This is a genomic window from Pseudomonas sp. SR18 (genome assembly GCF_023701505.1).
Taxonomy (GTDB): Bacteria; Pseudomonadota; Gammaproteobacteria; order Pseudomonadales; family Pseudomonadaceae; genus Aquipseudomonas; species Aquipseudomonas cyclaminis.
Genome location: NZ_JAMQAU010000009.1, coordinates 221,429 through 237,883, shown reverse-complemented (window position 1 = coordinate 237,883; position 16,455 = coordinate 221,429). Strand labels below are relative to the sequence as shown.

Sequence of the window (16,455 nt, the reverse complement as noted above, 5' to 3'; positions counted from 1 at the left end):
GGCAAAGCATGAGCCGTAAAGGCGAGTGCTGGGATAACGCCCCGATGGAGCGTTTCTTTGGCAGTTTGAAATCAGAGTGGGTGCCTGAAACGGGCTACAAACTGGAACATGAGGCCCGAGCAGACGTGCAGCGCTATGTCTCTCGCTACAACATCAGCAGGCCTCACAGCTACAACGACTACCGGTCGCCGGTCATGAAGGAAAGGTTGGCGGCGTGAACCGTAATCGGTGTCCAAGATTACTTGACCAGTTCAAGCCCCCTCCCACATTTGGATCTTCATCGGTCTTGGAATCGCTACCCACCCCGAACAAAAAATGCGCCCCTGAGGGCGCATTTTTTTGTTCGGTCAGCTATCGCCTATCAGGCAATCGCATCCCAGGCACGATCACCTTTCTCGTCCTTGATCCGAGTCGGCAAGCCCATCACGTCCAGCGCCTTGAGGAACGGCTCAGCCGGCAGTTCCTCGACGTTGGCCATGTGTTTCACATCCCACTCGCCACGGGCGACCAGCAGCGCGGCGGCTACCGGTGGGACGCCTGCGGTGTAGGAGATGCCCTGGCTGTCGGTTTCGGCGAAGGCTTCTTCGTGGCAGGCCACGTTGTAGATGAACAGCTCACGCGGCTGGCCGTCCTTGGTGCCTTTGACCAGGTCGCCGATGCAGGTCTTGCCGGTGTAGCCAGGGGCGAGCGAAGACGGGTCGGGCAGTACGGCCTTGACCACTTTCAACGGCACCACTTCCAGGCCTTCGGCAGTCTTGACCGGCTTCTCGGAGAGCAGGCCGAGGTTTTTCAGTACGGTGAACACGTTGATGTAGTGTTCGCCAAAGCTCATCCAGAACCGCACGTTGGGCACGTCGAGGTTTTTCGACAGCGAGTGCACTTCATCGTGACCGGTGAGGTAGAGGTTCTGCGAACCCACGACCGGCAGGTCGTCGGTGCGTTTGACTTCGAACATGGTGTTGCTGGTCCACTGGCTGTTCTGCCAGCTCCACACCTGTCCGGTGAACTCGCGGAAGTTGATTTCCGGGTCGAAGTTGGTGGCAAAGTATTTGCCATGGCTGCCGGCATTGACGTCGAGAATGTCGATCGAATCAATGCGGTCGAAATGCTGTTGCTGCGCCAGCGCGGCATACGCGTTGACGACGCCTGGGTCGAAGCCCACGCCAAGAATGGCGGTGATGTTCTTGTCTTTGCACTCTTGCAGGTGGTTCCACTCGTAGTTGCCGTACCACGGCGGGGTCTCGCAGACCTTGCCTGGCTCTTCGTGGATAGCGGTGTCGAGGTACGCAACGCCCGTGTCGATGCAGGCACGCAGGACCGACATGTTCAGGAACGACGAACCGACGTTGATGACGATCTGCGATTCAGTCTCGCGGATCAGGGCCTTGGTCGCTTCCACGTCCATGGCGTTCAGCGCGAAGGCTTGGATATCGGCGGGAACCTTGAGGCTACCCTTGGCCTTGACGCTGTCGATGATGGCCTGGCATTTGGAGATGTTGCGCGACGCGATAGCAATACGACCGAGTTCGTCGTTGTGCTGCGCGCACTTGTGGGCCACCACCTTGGCGACACCTCCTGCACCAATGATAAGAACGTTCTTTTTCAATTGCTTTCTTTCTCCTATATCCGCCAGCTTACGAAAGGCTGGACAGGTAGTCGTCGTAACCAAATTCACGAACCACTTCGACTGTACCGTCGAGTTGTTTCACTACGATGGACGGCATTTTCAGGCCGTTGAACCAATTTTTCTTGACCATGGTGTAGCCAGCAGTGTCGATGAACGACAGCCGATCGCCGATGGCCAGCGGACGATCAAATTGATACTCGCCGAAGATGTCCCCGGCCAGGCAGGATTTGCCGCACACCATGTAGGTATGTTCGCCGTCGCTTGGCGCCAGCTTGGCGTTGAGGCGGTAGATCAGCAGGTCCAGCAGGTGAGCTTCGATGGAGCTGTCGACGACGGCGAGGTTTTTGCCGTTGTACAGGGTGTCGAGCACGGTGACTTCCAGGGAGGCGCTGTTGGTGATCGCCGCTTCGCCGGGTTCCAGGTAGACCTGCACGCCGTACTTCTGCGAGAACGCCTTGAGACGCTGGCAGAAGGCGTCGATGGCATAGCCTTCACCGGTGAAATGGATGCCGCCGCCGAGGCTGACCCAGTTGACCTTGTGCAGCAGCGCGCCGAAACGTTCTTCGATGGTGTTGAGCATTTGGTCGAACAGGCTGAAATCGCCGTTCTCGCAGTTGTTGTGGAACATGAAACCAGAGATCTGCTCGATCACGCCTTCGATCTTCACCGGGTCCCACTCGCCCAGGCGGCTGAACGGGCGCGCCGGGTCGGCCAGCAGGTAGTCAGAGCTGCTCACCTGCGGGTTGACACGCAGGCCACGGGTCTTGCCCTCGGAACGCTCGGCAAATCGCTGCAACTGGCTGATCGAGTTGAAGATGATCTTGTCGCAGTTATCCAGCATCTCTTCGATTTCATCGTCGGCCCAGGCCACGCTGTAGGCGTGCGCCTCGCCTTCGAACTTCTGGCGACCGAGCTTCAACTCATACAGCGACGACGAGGTGGTGCCGTCCATGTATTCCTGCATCAGGTCGAACACCGACCAGGTGGCAAAGCACTTGAGCGCCAGCAGGGCCTTGGCGCCGGACTGCTCGCGCACGTAAGCAATCTTCTGCATGTTGACCAGAAGCTTCTGTTTATCGATGAGGTAGTACGGCGTTTTGATCATTTTTGAGAGCCTGCGGCGGTGCCTGCCAAAAAAGGACACGCATTGTGCCCGCACTTGGTCAGGATCGAAAGGTTAGTGAGCGGATTTAGCTGCGCCGCGATTATTCTGCCCTGCCAAGATGACAACCTTGCCTTGTGATCAGCCTTTCACCACGACAGGCCCGCTCTCCACAAAGCTAGCTCCCGGGCCTCACGCCACCCGATTACGCCCGCCAGCCTTGGCCTCATACAACTGCTGATCCGCCCGATTCAGCAGCGCCCGTGTGTCGCGGTCCGACGGTGCGGCAATGCCCACGCCGATACTCACCGTGACAGGCCCCACCTGTTCAAACTGCGCGCCGGCAATCGCGGCACGGATCTTCTCGGCCACCACATCCGGGCTGTCCGGTGCTTCGACCTCTGGTAGCAGCACGGCAAACTCTTCGCCGCCGTAGCGGGCGACAAAGTCGGTGACGCGGGTGGTGCTTTGGATCAGTTGGGCGAGTTGGCGCAGCACGTCATCGCCGACAGCGTGGCCGTGGGTGTCATTGATGCGTTTGAAGTAGTCGGCGTCGATCAGCAGCAGGGCAAAAGTGCGGCCGGTGCGTTGGAACAGCAGGCTGTTTTCCGCGAGTTTTTCGTCGAAGCGGCGACGGTTGTAGACGCCGGTCAGTGCGTCGTGGGTCGCAAGGTTGAGCAGCTCGGTATTGGCCTGGGTGAGGTCGGCGGTGCGTTGGGCGACGGTGGCTTCCAGGGAGGCGTTGGCGTCCTGCAACTGGCGCTCCTTGGCCAGCAGGGATTGGGTCATGCCGGTCAGCGAGCGGCCCAGCTGGGCGATTTCCAGCACTGAGTGCGCCTGGGGAAACACCGCGCCGGGCTGATGCTCCTGGACTTGCTTGGCGGACTTGGCCAGCCGTTCGATAGGCCGGCTGAGGGAGGAGGCCAGGCAATACGCCGCGACCACAAACGCCACGGCGGCGAGTACGCCGAGTATCAGGAGTTTGTAGAGCAGCGTGCGTGCCGGTTGCAGTGCCACCTCCAAGGGCTGGCGCACCATGATGTACCAGTTCATTTTCGCGTTGGCGGGGCTTGGCACGGCGACCGAAGCGGTCACAAAACCGTTGGCTGTGCTCCAGCCGGAAGACGTGACCAGCCTGTCTTTGGGCATCTGCTCACCGGCCAACACTTCGGGATAAAGCACCTTGCCATCGAAGTCGACAATCAGTGCCTCGATGTCAGGGATCGCGTCCTTCTGCATCACCGCCGAATCGACGATTTGCGTGACCCAACGCCAGTGCGCATGGGCTCCGAGTACGCCGATGGTCTCGCCTTTGGCGTTACGGATCGGCGCGGCGAAATCGATAAACCGCAACGGCTCGCCATTCGCCGTGCCTGGCAGCAACTTGGCCAGCAGCACCGCTTCATGGGGATCGCCGGTGTACTCGCCGTGCAGGCCCGCCTGGAACCAAGGGCGCTGGCTGACGGATTGATTCACCAGCAGGCCATTCACCGCCTGGCGCACACGGCCATCGACATCGGCGACGCCCATCCAAGCGTATTCGGCGCGAGACTGGGTGCGCAGTTCCATCAGCGTGAGGATGTCCGGCTCGTTCAAGCCACCTTTGCGAAACAGCGGCGCTTTGCTGAGCAGGGAAACCTCCAGCTGGCGCTCGTGCAGTTGCACAGCCAGCAGCGCAGCCGTGGATCGTGCCGTGCTCAACAAGGCATTGCCGCTGGCCTGCTTCATTTGCCCGGTGGCGATGTGCCCCACATAAAAACCCACGCTCAGTAACGTGAGCAAGGACAAAGCAGCAAACCATAGGGTCAAGTGAGTGCGCAGGCTGGCTTTGATCATGGGTGCTCATTTGGATGTGTTGTTCGCGAGCATAGTACCCGCAATGAATGGGTGCCGTGTCTGCTAAAGGTAGGTCTTAACATGAGTGAAACTTGTGATGGTCTAAAATATAATGAGTTTGTCTCACTATGATCTAATCCCGACAATGACTGCCATACATAACGACATTGGAGTTGTAAGTCATGGCAGTCGCTCATTCCCTTGGATTTCCGCGCATTGGACGCGATCGTGAATTGAAAAAAGCGCAGGAAGCGTTCTGGAAGGGTGAGCTCGACGAAGCCGGCCTGCGCGCCGTTGGCCGTGACTTGCGCAAGACCCACTGGGATTTGCAAAAACAGGCCGGCATCGAGTTGCTGCCCGCTGGGGATTTCGCCTGGTACGACCAGGTGCTGACCCATTCGCTGATGTTCGGCGTGATTCCCGAGCGCTTTCGCCCGGCGGATGGCAAGGCCACGCTGCACACCCTGTTCGGCATGGCGCGTGGTGTCAGCGACAGTTGCTGCGGCGGTGCTCACGCCCAGGAAATGACCAAGTGGTTCGATACCAACTACCACTACCTGGTACCGGAATTCAGTGTCGACCAGCAGTTCCACCTGGGCTGGGACCAACTGTTCGAGGAAGTCCAGGAAGCCCGCGAGCTGGGCCACAACGTCAAGCCTGTCGTGATCGGTCCGCTGACCTACCTGTGGCTGGGCAAGGTCAAGGGCGGTGACTTCGACAAGCTCGACCTGCTGGACCGCCTGCTGCCGTTGTATGGCCAGATCTTCCAGCGCCTGGCGGAACTGGGCGTGGAATGGGTGCAGATCGACGAGCCGATCCTGGTGCTCGACCTGCCGCAGGAATGGAAGAACGCGTTTGAACGCGCCTACAACCTGATCCAGCGAGACCCGCTGAAAAAACTGGTCGCCACTTACTTTGGCGGTTTGGAGGAAAACCTGGGCCTGGCCGCCAACCTGCCGGTCGACGGCCTGCACATCGACCTGGTACGCGCGCCGGAACAGTACCCGACCATCCTCGATCGCCTGCCGGCGTATAAGGTGCTGTCCCTGGGGGTGGTCAACGGCCGCAACGTCTGGCGCTGCGACCTGGAAAACGCCCTGGCGACCTTGCAGCATGCCCATGAAAAACTCGGTGATCGCCTGTGGGTGGCGCCGTCCTGCTCATTGCTGCACAGCCCGGTGGACCTGGGCCGTGAAGACCAGCTCGATGCCGAGTTGAAAAGCTGGCTGGCCTTCGCCGTGCAGAAGTGCGCCGAGGTGGCGGTGCTGGCCCAGGCAGTCAACCAGCCTGAAGCGCCCAATGTGCTCGCTGCCCTGACGCACAGCCGCGCCGTGCAGGCCGCCCGTGCCGCTTCGCCGCGTATCCACAAACCGGCGGTCCAGGCACGCGTTGCCGCCATTACCGCCAAGGACAGCCAGCGCCACTCGCTGTTTGCCCAGCGTATCGCGCAGCAGCGTGCAGGCCTCAACCTGCCGCTGTTCCCGACCACCACCATCGGTTCGTTCCCGCAGACCGCCTCGATCCGCCTGGCGCGCCAGTCGTACAAGGCCGGCAAGTTGAGCGAAGCCGAATACGTCGAAGCGATGCACAGCGAGATCAAGCACGCCGTCGAAGTGCAGGAAAACCTCGGCCTGGATGTGCTGGTGCATGGCGAAGCCGAGCGTAACGACATGGTCGAATACTTCGCCGAGCAATTGGACGGCTACGTGTTCACGCGCTTTGGCTGGGTGCAGAGCTATGGTTCTCGCTGCGTGAAACCGGCGGTGATCTTCGGCGACCTGAGCCGCCCGAAGGCCATGACGGTAGAGTGGATCCGCTATGCCCAAGGCCTGACCCACAAGGTCATGAAAGGCATGCTGACCGGCCCGGTGACGATGCTGATGTGGTCGTTCCCCCGCGAAGACGTGAGCCGCGAAGTGCAGGCCCGCCAATTGGCCCTGGCCATTCGTGATGAAGTGCTGGACCTGGAAGCGGCCGGCATCAAGATCGTGCAGATCGACGAAGCCGCCTTCCGCGAAGGCCTGCCATTGCGCCAGGCGCAGTGGCAGCCCTACGTGGACTGGGCCACCGAAGTGTTCCGCCTGTGCGCCTCCGGCGTACGGGACGACACCCAGATCCATACGCACATGTGCTACAGCGAATTCAATGATGTAATCGAGTCCATCGCGGCGATGGATGCCGATGTGATCACCATCGAAACTTCACGCTCGGACATGGAGCTGCTGGACGCGTTTGAAGCCTTCGCGTACCCGAATGACATCGGTCCGGGCGTCTACGATATTCACTCGCCACGGGTGCCGGAGGCGTCGGAAATGGCCAACCTGCTGCGCAAGGCGGCCAAGCGGATTCCGGCCGAGCGGCTGTGGGTGAACCCGGATTGCGGGTTGAAGACGCGGGGCTGGCCGGAGACTGAGGCGGCGTTGATTCATATGGTGACTGCGGCTCGCCAGCTTCGAGCTGAATTGGCATAGCACGGTCAAAAAGTGTGGGGGGCAAGCCCCCTCCCACATTTGAATCTAAGTCAGCTCAGAGGTATTTGAGCCACGCCAGATCCCGTCGACGCGCCTTCAACCCGGCAAACCAACGCACCGGCAAGTACAACGCCAGCGGCAGTAACAGCGCCGCCATCCAGACTGCGCCGATGCTGTCGAACCCGAAGTAGTTGCCCTGGTTAAGCCCGAACAGCGCCACACACGCCACATACAGCACTTTCAACACGTACAGGTGCAACAGGTAAAAGAACATCGGCGCGGCACCAAACACGGCCAATACCCCGATCCAACGCTTGTGCCCGGCGCGTTCAAACGCCAACAGCAGCAACAGCCCAATCCCCAGCGTCAACGCCAGGAACAACAACGAAGGTGGGTACTTGGTTACGTTGAAAAAGCTCATCGCCGTCTGCACACCACTATCGTACGTCTGCCAAGGCTTCTCGCCATAGCCATTGAGCACACGCAACACCACAAACCCCACCAACGCACCCGCGCCGGCCAGCAACAGATAGCGCTGGCGCACCGCAGGCAAGGTGGCATTGGCAAACCACGGACCGATGCCGTAGCCCAGAGCAATCACGCCGATCCACGGCAGTACCGGATACGTGGTGCGCAGGCGCAGGTCTGCGGACACGTCGATCCAGCTGCGTTCATGCAGGATGGCCCACACGTCTTGCAGCGCCGAACCAGGAGTGAAGTGCACGCCATCGAGCAGGTTGTGCCCGCCGATGATCACCAGCGCGAGCGCGATCAGCAACGGTCGCGGCAACCACACCAAGGCGGCGAGGGCGATCATGCTGAGGCCGATCGCCCAGATCACTTGCATGTAGATCACGCTGGGCGGCAGTTGAAAGGTCCAGGCGAAGTTGACCAGGGTGAACTCCAGCACCACCAGGAACAACCCGCGCTTGAACAGGAACGCCGACACATCGCGGCGGCCCTGGTATTTCTGGCCGTACAAAAACGCGGACAGCCCGGTGAGCAACACAAACACCGGGGCACACAGGTGGGCGAGGGTGCGGCTGATAAACAGCGCGGGTTCGGTGCTGTCGATGCTCATCGGGTCGCCGACCTGGCGGTGCAGCAGGAAGGTTTCCCGCACGTGGTCGAGCAGCATGAACAGGATCACCAGGCCGCGCAGGGCGTCGATGGAGAGCAGGCGTTGACGTAGGGGAGCAGCATCAGTCATGGGCGGGATCGCAGGGCAGGGTGGAAATTGGACGTTATCCTATAACATTAACGTGCCCGTTGCCCTCAATTGCTCTCTGATCGGGCTGACGGTTCTGATACCTTGGCCCTGCTGATCCTCCTGGACCAATACCCGCGCAATGCCTTTCGCGGCAGCGCGCACATGTTCGCCACCGACCCGCTCGCGCGCCTGTACGCCCAGCGCATGGTGGACGCCGGGCTCGACCAGCAGGTTGAGCCGGCATTGCGTGCGTTCTGTTATTTGCCGTTCGAGCACTCGGAAGACCCAAAGGACCAGCAACGCTCCCTGACCCTCAACCAGCAGTTGGATGCCAACACCTACCGCTGGGCCAAGGAGCACGCCGAGATCATTCAGCGCTTCGGGCGTTTCCCGCATCGTAATGCGGTGCTGGCCAGGGTCACCACCGATGAAGAGCGCGTTTTTCTGGACAAGGGCGGGTTTGCCGGCTAACCCGGTATTCCTCCCAGGAATGCCCCCATAAAAACCCTGCATTGTCTTTATCCGCGCACATCTCGTAGCGTGAAGGCTCATTCAAGGAGATTGCCCATGAGCCAGAGCCCGTTGCGCCTTTATGTTGATTCGCTGTTCACCAGCCCGTACGCGATGTCGGTGTTCGTTACCCTGCGGGAAAAAGGCCTGCCCTTCGATCTGGTTACCCTCGATCTGGATGCGGCGCAAAACCAGACCGCCGATTTTGCCCGCTTATCTGTGACCCAGCGTGTACCGACCTTGGTAGAAGGAGACTTTGCGCTGTCCGAATCTTCGGCGATCACCGAGTACCTGGAAGACGCCTACCCTGACACAGCGGTGTACCCGGCAGATTTCAAGCTCCGGGCGAGGGCGCGTCAGGTGCAGGCGTGGTTGCGCAGTGATTTGCTGCCGATCCGTCAGGAGCGCTCCACGCTGGTGGTGTTCTACGGACAGCAGATGCCACCGTTATCACCCGTGGCCAAAGCGGCCGCCAGCCGGTTGATCACTGGGGCGCAGGCGTTGTTGGCGGGTAATCCGACGCACCTGTTCGGTGAGTGGTCGATTGCCGATGTGGACCTGGCGATCATGCTCAACCGCCTGATCCTCAACGGTGACAGCGTGCCGGCCGAGCTGGTGGCTTATGCCCAGCGCCAGTGGCAACGGCCGTCGGTGCAGGAATGGGTCAATCAGCAACGTCCTGTGCTGTAGCGTTGGCCGTCATTTGTTGCACGCGCCGGTCCAGGTCTTCCCAATCCGCCATGCCCAGCACCCGCGTGGTGTTCAAGCCGCGCAGGTAGCCGCGCAATTGTTGGGCGCTGGCGCAGGCTTGGTCGGCGTCGGCGTTGATGTCCTGCAGCACGGTTTCATAGTCGACCAGGTAATCGGCAATCCGCTCGCGAAACTCCGGCAGGACGGCTTCACGGATACGGTCGAAGGTTTTCTGGTGGGGCTTCATGGCGGCTCCTTATCGGTTTTATCGTGACACTATCGCTTCAGATAATAGTCACCATCACGCATCGCAAGTTCTGTTTTTACAGGGAAAGCGCAAAATCCCTTCATCGAGACGCTGTTCAAGGAAATGCGCGATGAGGACGATGATTCAGCTGGGTTTAATGATTCTGATGCTGGCCACGGTGGCAGTGAACAACGCGGCCATTGCCGGTGAACTGCGTACAGGCCATTTGCTACCCATCGTCGGTAGCGTAAACTCCCTGCAGCACGCGCAGTCAGTGGGTGTGTTGTTGAGCGACAACACCCGCGACAACCTCAGCTACCTCGAACGCTACCACGACATGGCCTTGAATGGCGCCAAGGATGCCCTCGACGGGCGTATCCGCCAGGCGTTCGTCAATAGTTCCGACCCGGAACTGGCCATTGACTGGTTGATGAGTTCGCTGCAAGGCACCTTTTTGTCGGTCACTGTCTACGACAATCTGGATGCCCTGGTGCAGGCTCACCCCGATGTGGTGGTGATGCTCGACACCCATAACCAACTGCTGACCCAGCGTAACGATCAGGTCGAGGCGCGTTTTATTGCGCGGTTCTATGACGCCGACCTGCAATACATCGCCAAGGCCGAAGGCGCGGTGCACAGGCAGGTGCCCTCGGTGTGGGTCCGCAACAAGGCCGCGCCGGAAATTGCCGCGCAGATCGAACAGCAGCGCGATGTACAGCTCGATGCCTTGAAGCAGTTTGATGCGTCGCTCAAGGCGCTGGTGCGCGCCAGTTAACGTGAACTTTTACTTTTTACCGTCAGGATTCTTAATGCGCTCTTTTCTCTTACCGGTCGCAGCCTTGTTGCTGGCCGGCTGTGTGTCCGCCCCCAACACGCCGACCTTGACCCTGCAAACCAGCAAAGGCCCCGAAGCCTATCTGCAATGCGTCCTGCCCAAGCTGGAAAAACACGGGATCACGTCGACCGTGACCCAGAACTCGCGCCACGCCCGCGCCGTGTTGACCAGCAAGATCGCCGCCGACGATGTGCTTGAAGCCTACAAGGCAGGAGAGGGCGGCAAGGTGTTCTTGTATGAGCGCAAACCGCTGGCGTCGGCTCTAACGCCGTCGCGGCTGGAATTGGCTGCCAAGGAATGCCAATAACTTCAGGCAACCTGTAGTGAGCAGGCTTGCGCTGGGCTGCGAAGCAGCCCTTCCTACCGGTTGATGTGTACTCGGCCTAGGCTTTGGCTTCGTTGCTGAAGCTGTTGACGGTCTTGACCAACCCTTGAGCCGCCAACGCCACCAACTCACCGCCTTTCTCCACCGTCGCCAGCGCCGGGTCTGAGCCCATGCGTCCATCGGGGAAGCGCGCACGAAAGTCCAGGGCTTCACGGATCGGGCCGGTGTTGGCGATCTGTGGCGCATAGTCTGCTGTCTTGATCGAGCCCGGGTACGCCCATTGCGTCACCGCAATCTCCGACGGCGTGGCATGGCTGCCGTGGCCTACGGGGAATTGGCGGTGGGCCAGGTCGCTGACGCCTTCCAGGTCCCACCAGTTCACCAGCTTCAAGGCGAAGCCGGCTGGGCGGCGGGCGAAACTGGCTTCGGCGTACAACTCGGAAAACGCCGCTTCAATGGTCGCGATATTGCCGCCATGGCCATTGAGGAACAGGATCTTGTCGAAACCATGCCCGGCCAGCGAGCGCACCCAGTCGCCAATCGCGGCGATAAAGGTGGAAGGGCGCAGCGAAATGGTGCCGGGAAAACCCAGGTGATGCTGGGCCATGCCGATATTGAAGGTCGGGCCGATCAGGATGTCGGCGTTCTTTTGTGCCTCGACGGCGATGATTTCCGGGCACATCCAGTCGGTGCCCAACAGGCCGGTCGGGCCGTGTTGCTCGTTGGAGCCGATGGGGATCACCACCGTGCGACTGCGCTCCAGAAACTGCCCGATCTCGATCCAGGTCGATTGATGTAGAAGCATGCGAAGCTCTCTTTTATCTGTGGGGACAGGCTAACCGCCACGGATTGTACGACTACTCGCCACCTGTTGGGGTTTGCAATTGAGGTACGTCGAGGACTTCAACCAGCGCTGGTCCGGGTACCACGAAAACATGAACTGCCCATCCTTGAGCTTGTCCACCACCTGGCGCGCCACCTGCGGGCGTACGGCCGGGCAACCCTGGCTGCGGCCGATACGGCCTTCGCGCTTGCTCCACAGCGGGCTCACATAGTCGGCGGCGTGAATCACGATGGCGCGATCACGGGCCTGGTCATTGAACCCCGGCTCCAGGCCGTCCATGCGCAGTGAATAACCGTGGGTGCCCAGGTAACTTTCCTGGGTGCGGAACAGGCCCAGGCTGGATTGATGGCTGCCTTCGGTATTGGAAAACTGGGTGGCGAAGTTTTCCCCGGACTTGGCGCCGTGGGCCACCAGGTCGCGCAGCACCAGGGTTTTCTTGCGCAGGTCGAAAATCCACAAGCGACGGGCGGTCGACGGTTGGGAATAGTCAATCACGGCCAGGCGCTCGGAGCGTTCCTCGCCATTGCTGACCGCGCATTGCATCGCGCTCAAGGCGCTTTTCAGTACAGTGGGGTTGAGTTCTGGAGCCGAGCGCGCCAGGCTGCTATACAAGGTAGGAGGGTTGCCGTTGGCGGCGAGCGCAGCATTGCTCAATACAGCCAGACTGACGGCGATCCCCAGGCGGTACATAAAAGTCAGCATCTACAGTACATCTCCCCCACTGTGGATTGGAGCCAAGTCATTGTTCAAAAAACACGCATGTTACTTGAGCATTTGCTTGCTCGTTGCACCATTGGTCGCCACGGCCGACGCGCTGCCGGTGGAGCCGTTGCCGGTCACGACCCCCGCGCCGGTGGACCTGGCCCCGGTGCAACAGGCCCTGGCGCAACTGCCCAGCGTCTGCCCCGGCCTCGCGCCGCAGATCGACGCGCCCGCCCTGGCGCGCCTGCAGGCCTTTTATCAGCAACAAGGCGATGCCCCGTTATGGTCGGACGAGACGCGCCGCCAGGCGCTCCAGACCCAGCTGCTGATGCTCGCCGACGATGGCCTGGACCCCACTCACTATAGTCTGGCCGTGCCACACGCCACGCAGAACGTGCTGTGCAGCGATATCGACAGCAGCCAGCACTACCTGCAAGCCCTGCAGGATCTGCACTTCGGCCGCTTGCAGCAATCGCGCTTCGAACCGCTGTGGCATTCCCAGCCACCTGCCCGCGACCCCGACACCGAGGTGTTGGCCTTTGCCGCCACCGGCTTGCACGACATGGCGCAAGCGTTCGACCAGGCCCGTCCCAGCGCGGATTTGTACCGCAGCCTGCGCAATGCCTATTCCACCGTGCGCCAGCAGCCGTTGCCCCAATGGGATGCGGTTGGCAGCGGCCCGCTGTTGCGTCCTGGCATGGACGATCCACGTGTTCCGGAACTCGCGCGTCGGCTGCACAGCGGAGGCTACCTGCCGATCGAACCCACGGGTGCCAGCAAGCAATACCGCCCCGAACTGGTCGCGGCGGTCAAAGCCTTCCAGGTCAGCCACTCCCTGCAATCGGACGGTGTGATCGGCGCTGGCACCGTGGCGGAACTCAATATCAGCCCGGCCATGCGCCGCGAGCAGCTGCGCATCAACCTCGAACGCTTCCGCTGGCTGGCCCAGGACCTGGAGCCCGAGGGCGTGCTGGTCAACGTCGCCGCCGCGCAACTGAGCGTGTACCAGAGCGGCATTCCCGTGTGGCAAACCCGCCTGCAAGTAGGCCGCGCCGAGCGCCAGACGCCGCTGCTCAAGTCACGCATCACCCGGCTGACGCTCAACCCCACCTGGACCATCCCGCCGACCATCATGCGCGAGGACAAACTCCCGGCCATCCGCCTGAACCCCGAATACCTGCGCCAGCAAAACCTGCAAGTGCTCGACGCCGAAGGCCACCCGCTGGCGCCCGAGCAGATCGACTGGGCGCGCCCCGGCAATATCCTGCTGCGCCAGGAAGCCGGCCCGCGCAACCCGCTGGGCAAGATCGTAATGCGCTTCCCCAACCCGTATTCGGTGTACCTGCACGACACCCCGAGCCAGCCGCTGTTCACCAAAGGCCCGCGTGCGTTCAGCTCGGGTTGCGTGCGGGTAGAGCAACCGTTGCTGCTGCGCGACCTGCTGGTGAGCCCGGCCGAACGCGCGCGCACCGATGAACTGCTGGCCACCGGCGTGACCCATGAATTCCGCCTGGCCACGCCGGTGCCGGTGCTGCTCGGCTACTGGACGGTCGAGGTCGACCGCCAGGGTGGGTTGGTGTACGCGCCGGATATTTACGCGCGGGACCTGGTGTTGATGAAGGCGATGGGGAGTGTGCTGTGAGCATCACTGGCGGGGAGTACCGATCACTCGCAGAGCGTATTGGTATGGCCATTTTCAATTATGTTCATACGGCTCCATTGGGATATTTTTGAGCATGGTGGATTTACCTGTCGTGCGGGTTTTGCTGGTTAGCGACGCAAGGCATTTACAAAGTCTATTTCGCTTTTCAATTCGTCGATGCTGATATTTCCGCCTCGATGCAGCATGGCGTGACAGTTGGGACATACCGGGCGTAAATCGGTTACGGGGTTCAGTTCGTATTCGCCGCCGATTTCACTCAGGGGTATGAGGTGGTGCACGTGGATGAAGCTTTTGCCACGCCCCCCATAAACGCGTTCAAAGTCAAAGTTGCACACCGAGCACTTTACGCCGTGCGCCTTGATACAAGCATCACGCGCTGCTGAGCTGCGCTCATAAGCATTGACCGTGATGCTCTTTCTTGCGCCTTCGATCACCGTATCCGGAATTTCTTCAGGCAGTGGGAAGATATCTGCGAGGGTTATGCCGCACCGTTCAAGTTCGGCCCCCCAGTTTATTTCACATGCGCGCCTGATCTGGTCTCGTTGCCAGGTGTAATCGAGGTCCTCGCGGTCGTGAAACGTGAAGTAGGTCGGCGATGGCATACCTCGGCGTTCCGGCTCGGTGGAGTCGAGTTTGTTAATGATGACCCCCGTTATCGCCGGTAGCCGGTTGTCAAATAGCCATTTTGCCAATCCCCCCATAGCATGAACGTTCAAGCTGTCCCCAAGCGTGCGTCCGTCATGCGGTAGACCCAGTTCAGCGTGAACCTGCGAGTAGGGAAGGTGCGTTCGCGGATCGTTTGCGTTGATTTTTCCTGCTCTGAAATGCGATATCAGATAACTCAGCAGCTTGATTTCATTCTCTGTCACGGGCGTTCTCGGTATGGGACGTTATCTAAGTGAATTGCCTCGACGTCGATTAACGATACGGCAAATACTTTTTGATTGATGGCTATCCGCCATTATTTTAGTCGAGGGATAAGCAAACTGAGTCACGGGCCACTGGAAAAGAGTAGGTTGACGAGAGAAAGTCGGTGATCGCCAGCACCGCAGCAGTTGCAGACATTAATGACGTATCGATACTGAATGGCTTACTGCTCCACGCTTCATAGTCGTGTTTCAGCACCGACGGCCAAGAGGGTGGAGTCAGTCCTGAAATATCCCCCTCACGGGTTTCGACCCGGCGTTGGTGTTCCCGCGCATCAGAGCAAACTACCTGGATATTGGCCAAAGCCACGCCTGCCGTTGCGGCGGTTTCTTGCCACGCTGCGCGGCTTTCCTGCACCGGGTTCACGCAGTCGGCGACCACCGTGCGCCCCAATTGCAGGTTGCTCAGCGCCAGGGCATTCGCCACGCCGTAGCCGCTGGCACCCGGAGCCACGCCCGCATCGCGAAGGGTTTGCTCGATTACATCGATGCGCAGGTAAACCGCAGCGATCCGGCCTGCCAGTTCACGGGCAATCGTGGTTTTGCCGGTGCCGGGCAAGCCGCTGAAGACGATAAGCATGGTTCGGTCCTTCGATAGGTCAGTGGGGCGGGTTCAGGGTATCCTCCAGTTCCCCCACAGGTCGACCCCAGGACACTCCATGCCCTTGCAGTTCGTAAAAATGCACGCCCATGGCGACGACTTCATCATCGTCGACCGCCGTGGCCTGGATGACCCGATCACCGCGCAGGTCGCCCGGCGCCTGGGTAATCGCCACACCGGCATTGGCTTCAATCAACTGGCCGTGGTGCTGGATTGCGAAGACGCCGTGGCGCGTATCAAGTTCTGGAACCCCAACGGCACGCCGCTGCAAACCTGCGGCAGCGCCACCCGCGGCGTGGCCGACCGTTTGATGCATGAAACCGGCAGCGATTCGGTGGTGCTGCGCACGGATCGTGGCCTGCTGACCTGCGTGCGCGAGGCGGGGCGGCGGGTGTCGGTGAACATGGGCGAGCCGTCGCTGGACTGGGCCTCTGTACCGCTGGCCGAGGCCATGGACACCTGCACCTTGCCGATCGAGGGGAGCCCGGCGGCGTGCAGCATGGGCAATCCCCATTGCACGTTTTTTGTCGACGACATCAACGCCGTTGAAGTGGCCGCAGTGGGCCCTGCGCTGGAAATTCATCCGCTGTTCCCGGCCGGGACCAATGTGCATTTTGTGCAGGTGCTCGACCGTGGGCATATCCGCCTGCGCATCTGGGAGCGTGGCGGTGGCGTGCCGCTGGGGTCTGGTTCGTGCTGTTGCGGGGCGGTGGTCAATGGCATCCGGCGTGGCTTGCTGGATGCCACGGTGCAGGTGCAGTGCGATGGCGGCACGGTCACCGTGCACTGGACGGGCGAGGGCGGCGTGGTGTTGACCGGCAGCGTGGAGCCGGTGATGCAGGGCAGTGTCTATCTGTCTTGAAGGG

16 protein-coding genes and 1 pseudogene are annotated in these 16,455 nt (G+C 60.7%); 8 read left to right on the top strand and 9 right to left on the bottom strand.

What is annotated here, in order from left to right; all coding sequences use genetic code 11:
* The coding region (locus NDJ82_RS15855; RefSeq protein WP_158877464.1) for an integrase core domain-containing protein at positions 1-218 on the top strand (218 nt) is incomplete at its 5' end.
* A 143-nt stretch (positions 219-361) separates the two neighbouring features.
* Here the strand turns inward: NDJ82_RS15855 and NDJ82_RS15850 are convergent.
* The 3 genes from NDJ82_RS15850 to NDJ82_RS15840 all read right to left on the bottom strand — a co-directional run bounded on the left by NDJ82_RS15850 (position 362) and on the right by NDJ82_RS15840 (position 4,565).
* A complete protein-coding gene (locus tag NDJ82_RS15850; protein ID WP_122307296.1) occupies positions 362-1,606 on the bottom strand; it encodes a saccharopine dehydrogenase family protein in 1,245 nt (414 codons plus the stop codon).
* Between the two features lie 28 nt (positions 1,607-1,634).
* Positions 1,635-2,732 (bottom strand): carboxynorspermidine decarboxylase, encoded by a 1,098-nt coding sequence (locus tag NDJ82_RS15845; protein WP_250925833.1) that lies wholly within the window; start codon positions 2,730-2,732, stop codon positions 1,635-1,637.
* A gap of 189 nt (positions 2,733-2,921) precedes the next feature.
* A complete protein-coding gene (locus tag NDJ82_RS15840; protein WP_250925832.1) occupies positions 2,922-4,565 on the bottom strand; it encodes a sensor domain-containing diguanylate cyclase in 1,644 nt (547 codons plus the stop codon).
* 182 nt (positions 4,566-4,747) lie between these two features.
* On the opposite strand from NDJ82_RS15840, the gene metE reads away from it, so the two are divergent.
* Positions 4,748-7,036: a 5-methyltetrahydropteroyltriglutamate--homocysteine S-methyltransferase gene (gene metE, locus NDJ82_RS15835; protein WP_250925831.1), complete on the top strand. Its 2,289-nt coding sequence runs from the start codon at positions 4,748-4,750 to the stop codon at positions 7,034-7,036.
* Positions 7,037-7,091: 55 nt separating this feature from the next.
* Here metE and NDJ82_RS15830 read toward each other — a convergent pair whose 3' ends face one another.
* On the bottom strand, positions 7,092-8,246 hold the full coding sequence (locus NDJ82_RS15830) for an acetyltransferase domain-containing protein (protein WP_191958909.1): 1,155 nt from the start codon (positions 8,244-8,246) through the stop codon (positions 7,092-7,094).
* Positions 8,247-8,330: 84 nt separating this feature from the next.
* On the opposite strand from NDJ82_RS15830, the pseudogene NDJ82_RS15825 reads away from it, so the two are divergent.
* Together NDJ82_RS15825 and yfcF are read left to right on the top strand one after the other, a co-directional pair.
* Positions 8,331-8,717 (top strand): annotated as a pseudogene (locus tag NDJ82_RS15825) (DUF924 family protein); the annotation flags it as partial.
* 96 nt (positions 8,718-8,813) lie between these two features.
* Positions 8,814-9,446 (top strand): glutathione transferase, encoded by a 633-nt coding sequence (yfcF, locus tag NDJ82_RS15820; protein WP_191958910.1) that lies wholly within the window; start codon positions 8,814-8,816, stop codon positions 9,444-9,446.
* On the opposite strand, the gene NDJ82_RS15815 is transcribed toward yfcF, so the two are convergent.
* Positions 9,421-9,693: a hypothetical protein gene (locus NDJ82_RS15815; protein ID WP_099586922.1), complete on the bottom strand. Its 273-nt coding sequence runs from the start codon at positions 9,691-9,693 to the stop codon at positions 9,421-9,423. The genes yfcF and NDJ82_RS15815 overlap by 26 nt on opposite strands.
* 130 nt (positions 9,694-9,823) lie before the next feature.
* Here NDJ82_RS15815 and NDJ82_RS15810 point away from each other — a divergent pair, with 130 nt between their 5' ends.
* Together NDJ82_RS15810 and NDJ82_RS15805 are read left to right on the top strand one after the other, a co-directional pair.
* The gene (locus NDJ82_RS15810; RefSeq protein WP_112195796.1) at positions 9,824-10,468 is read left to right on the top strand and encodes an ATPase; all 645 of its coding nucleotides are present in this window, start codon (positions 9,824-9,826) and stop codon (positions 10,466-10,468) included.
* Positions 10,469-10,502: 34 nt separating this feature from the next.
* Positions 10,503-10,835, top strand: a complete 333-nt coding sequence (locus NDJ82_RS15805; protein WP_099586920.1) for a hypothetical protein — start codon at positions 10,503-10,505, stop codon at positions 10,833-10,835.
* A gap of 76 nt (positions 10,836-10,911) precedes the next feature.
* Here NDJ82_RS15805 and NDJ82_RS15800 read toward each other — a convergent pair whose 3' ends face one another.
* The gene (locus NDJ82_RS15800) at positions 10,912-11,658 is read right to left on the bottom strand and encodes a creatininase family protein (RefSeq protein WP_112195794.1); all 747 of its coding nucleotides are present in this window, start codon (positions 11,656-11,658) and stop codon (positions 10,912-10,914) included.
* Positions 11,659-11,688: 30 nt separating this feature from the next.
* Positions 11,689-12,399: a murein L,D-transpeptidase catalytic domain family protein gene (locus tag NDJ82_RS15795; protein ID WP_099586918.1), complete on the bottom strand. Its 711-nt coding sequence runs from the start codon at positions 12,397-12,399 to the stop codon at positions 11,689-11,691.
* 40 nt (positions 12,400-12,439) lie between these two features.
* On the opposite strand from NDJ82_RS15795, the gene NDJ82_RS15790 reads away from it, so the two are divergent.
* Positions 12,440-14,041, top strand: coding sequence for a L,D-transpeptidase family protein (locus NDJ82_RS15790; RefSeq protein ID WP_191958911.1), 1,602 nt, complete (start codon positions 12,440-12,442; stop codon positions 14,039-14,041).
* Positions 14,042-14,169: 128 nt separating this feature from the next.
* Here NDJ82_RS15790 and NDJ82_RS27525 read toward each other — a convergent pair whose 3' ends face one another.
* Positions 14,170-14,931: an HNH endonuclease gene (locus NDJ82_RS27525; RefSeq protein ID WP_198426408.1), complete on the bottom strand. Its 762-nt coding sequence runs from the start codon at positions 14,929-14,931 to the stop codon at positions 14,170-14,172.
* Between the two features lie 97 nt (positions 14,932-15,028).
* Entirely contained in the window at positions 15,029-15,568 is a 540-nt protein-coding gene (locus tag NDJ82_RS15780; protein ID WP_158878021.1) for a P-loop nucleotide/nucleoside kinase family protein, read from the bottom strand.
* 79 nt (positions 15,569-15,647) lie between these two features.
* Here NDJ82_RS15780 and dapF point away from each other — a divergent pair, with 79 nt between their 5' ends.
* On the top strand, positions 15,648-16,451 hold the full coding sequence (dapF, locus tag NDJ82_RS15775) for a diaminopimelate epimerase (protein WP_191946299.1): 804 nt from the start codon (positions 15,648-15,650) through the stop codon (positions 16,449-16,451).
* Positions 16,452-16,455 lie beyond the last annotated feature (4 nt).

What these genes read in the sequence shown, in the direction of transcription:
- NDJ82_RS15845 (WP_250925833.1), bottom strand. Translation starts at nt 2,732, where the DNA reads ATGATCAAAACGCCGTACTACCTCATCGATAAACAGAAGCTTCTGGTC.
- NDJ82_RS15840 (WP_250925832.1), bottom strand. Translation starts at nt 4,565, where the DNA reads ATGATCAAAGCCAGCCTGCGCACTCACTTGACCCTATGGTTTGCTGCT.
- metE (WP_250925831.1), top strand. Translation starts at nt 4,748, where the DNA reads ATGGCAGTCGCTCATTCCCTTGGATTTCCGCGCATTGGACGCGATCGT.
- NDJ82_RS15830 (WP_191958909.1), bottom strand. Translation starts at nt 8,246, where the DNA reads ATGACTGATGCTGCTCCCCTACGTCAACGCCTGCTCTCCATCGACGCC.
- yfcF (WP_191958910.1), top strand. Translation starts at nt 8,814, where the DNA reads ATGAGCCAGAGCCCGTTGCGCCTTTATGTTGATTCGCTGTTCACCAGC.
- NDJ82_RS15815 (WP_099586922.1), bottom strand. Translation starts at nt 9,693, where the DNA reads ATGAAGCCCCACCAGAAAACCTTCGACCGTATCCGTGAAGCCGTCCTG.
- NDJ82_RS15810 (WP_112195796.1), top strand. Translation starts at nt 9,824, where the DNA reads ATGAGGACGATGATTCAGCTGGGTTTAATGATTCTGATGCTGGCCACG.
- NDJ82_RS15805 (WP_099586920.1), top strand. Translation starts at nt 10,503, where the DNA reads ATGCGCTCTTTTCTCTTACCGGTCGCAGCCTTGTTGCTGGCCGGCTGT.
- NDJ82_RS15800 (WP_112195794.1), bottom strand. Translation starts at nt 11,658, where the DNA reads ATGCTTCTACATCAATCGACCTGGATCGAGATCGGGCAGTTTCTGGAG.
- NDJ82_RS15795 (WP_099586918.1), bottom strand. Translation starts at nt 12,399, where the DNA reads ATGCTGACTTTTATGTACCGCCTGGGGATCGCCGTCAGTCTGGCTGTA.
- NDJ82_RS15780 (WP_158878021.1), bottom strand. Translation starts at nt 15,568, where the DNA reads ATGCTTATCGTCTTCAGCGGCTTGCCCGGCACCGGCAAAACCACGATT.
- dapF (WP_191946299.1), top strand. Translation starts at nt 15,648, where the DNA reads ATGCCCTTGCAGTTCGTAAAAATGCACGCCCATGGCGACGACTTCATC.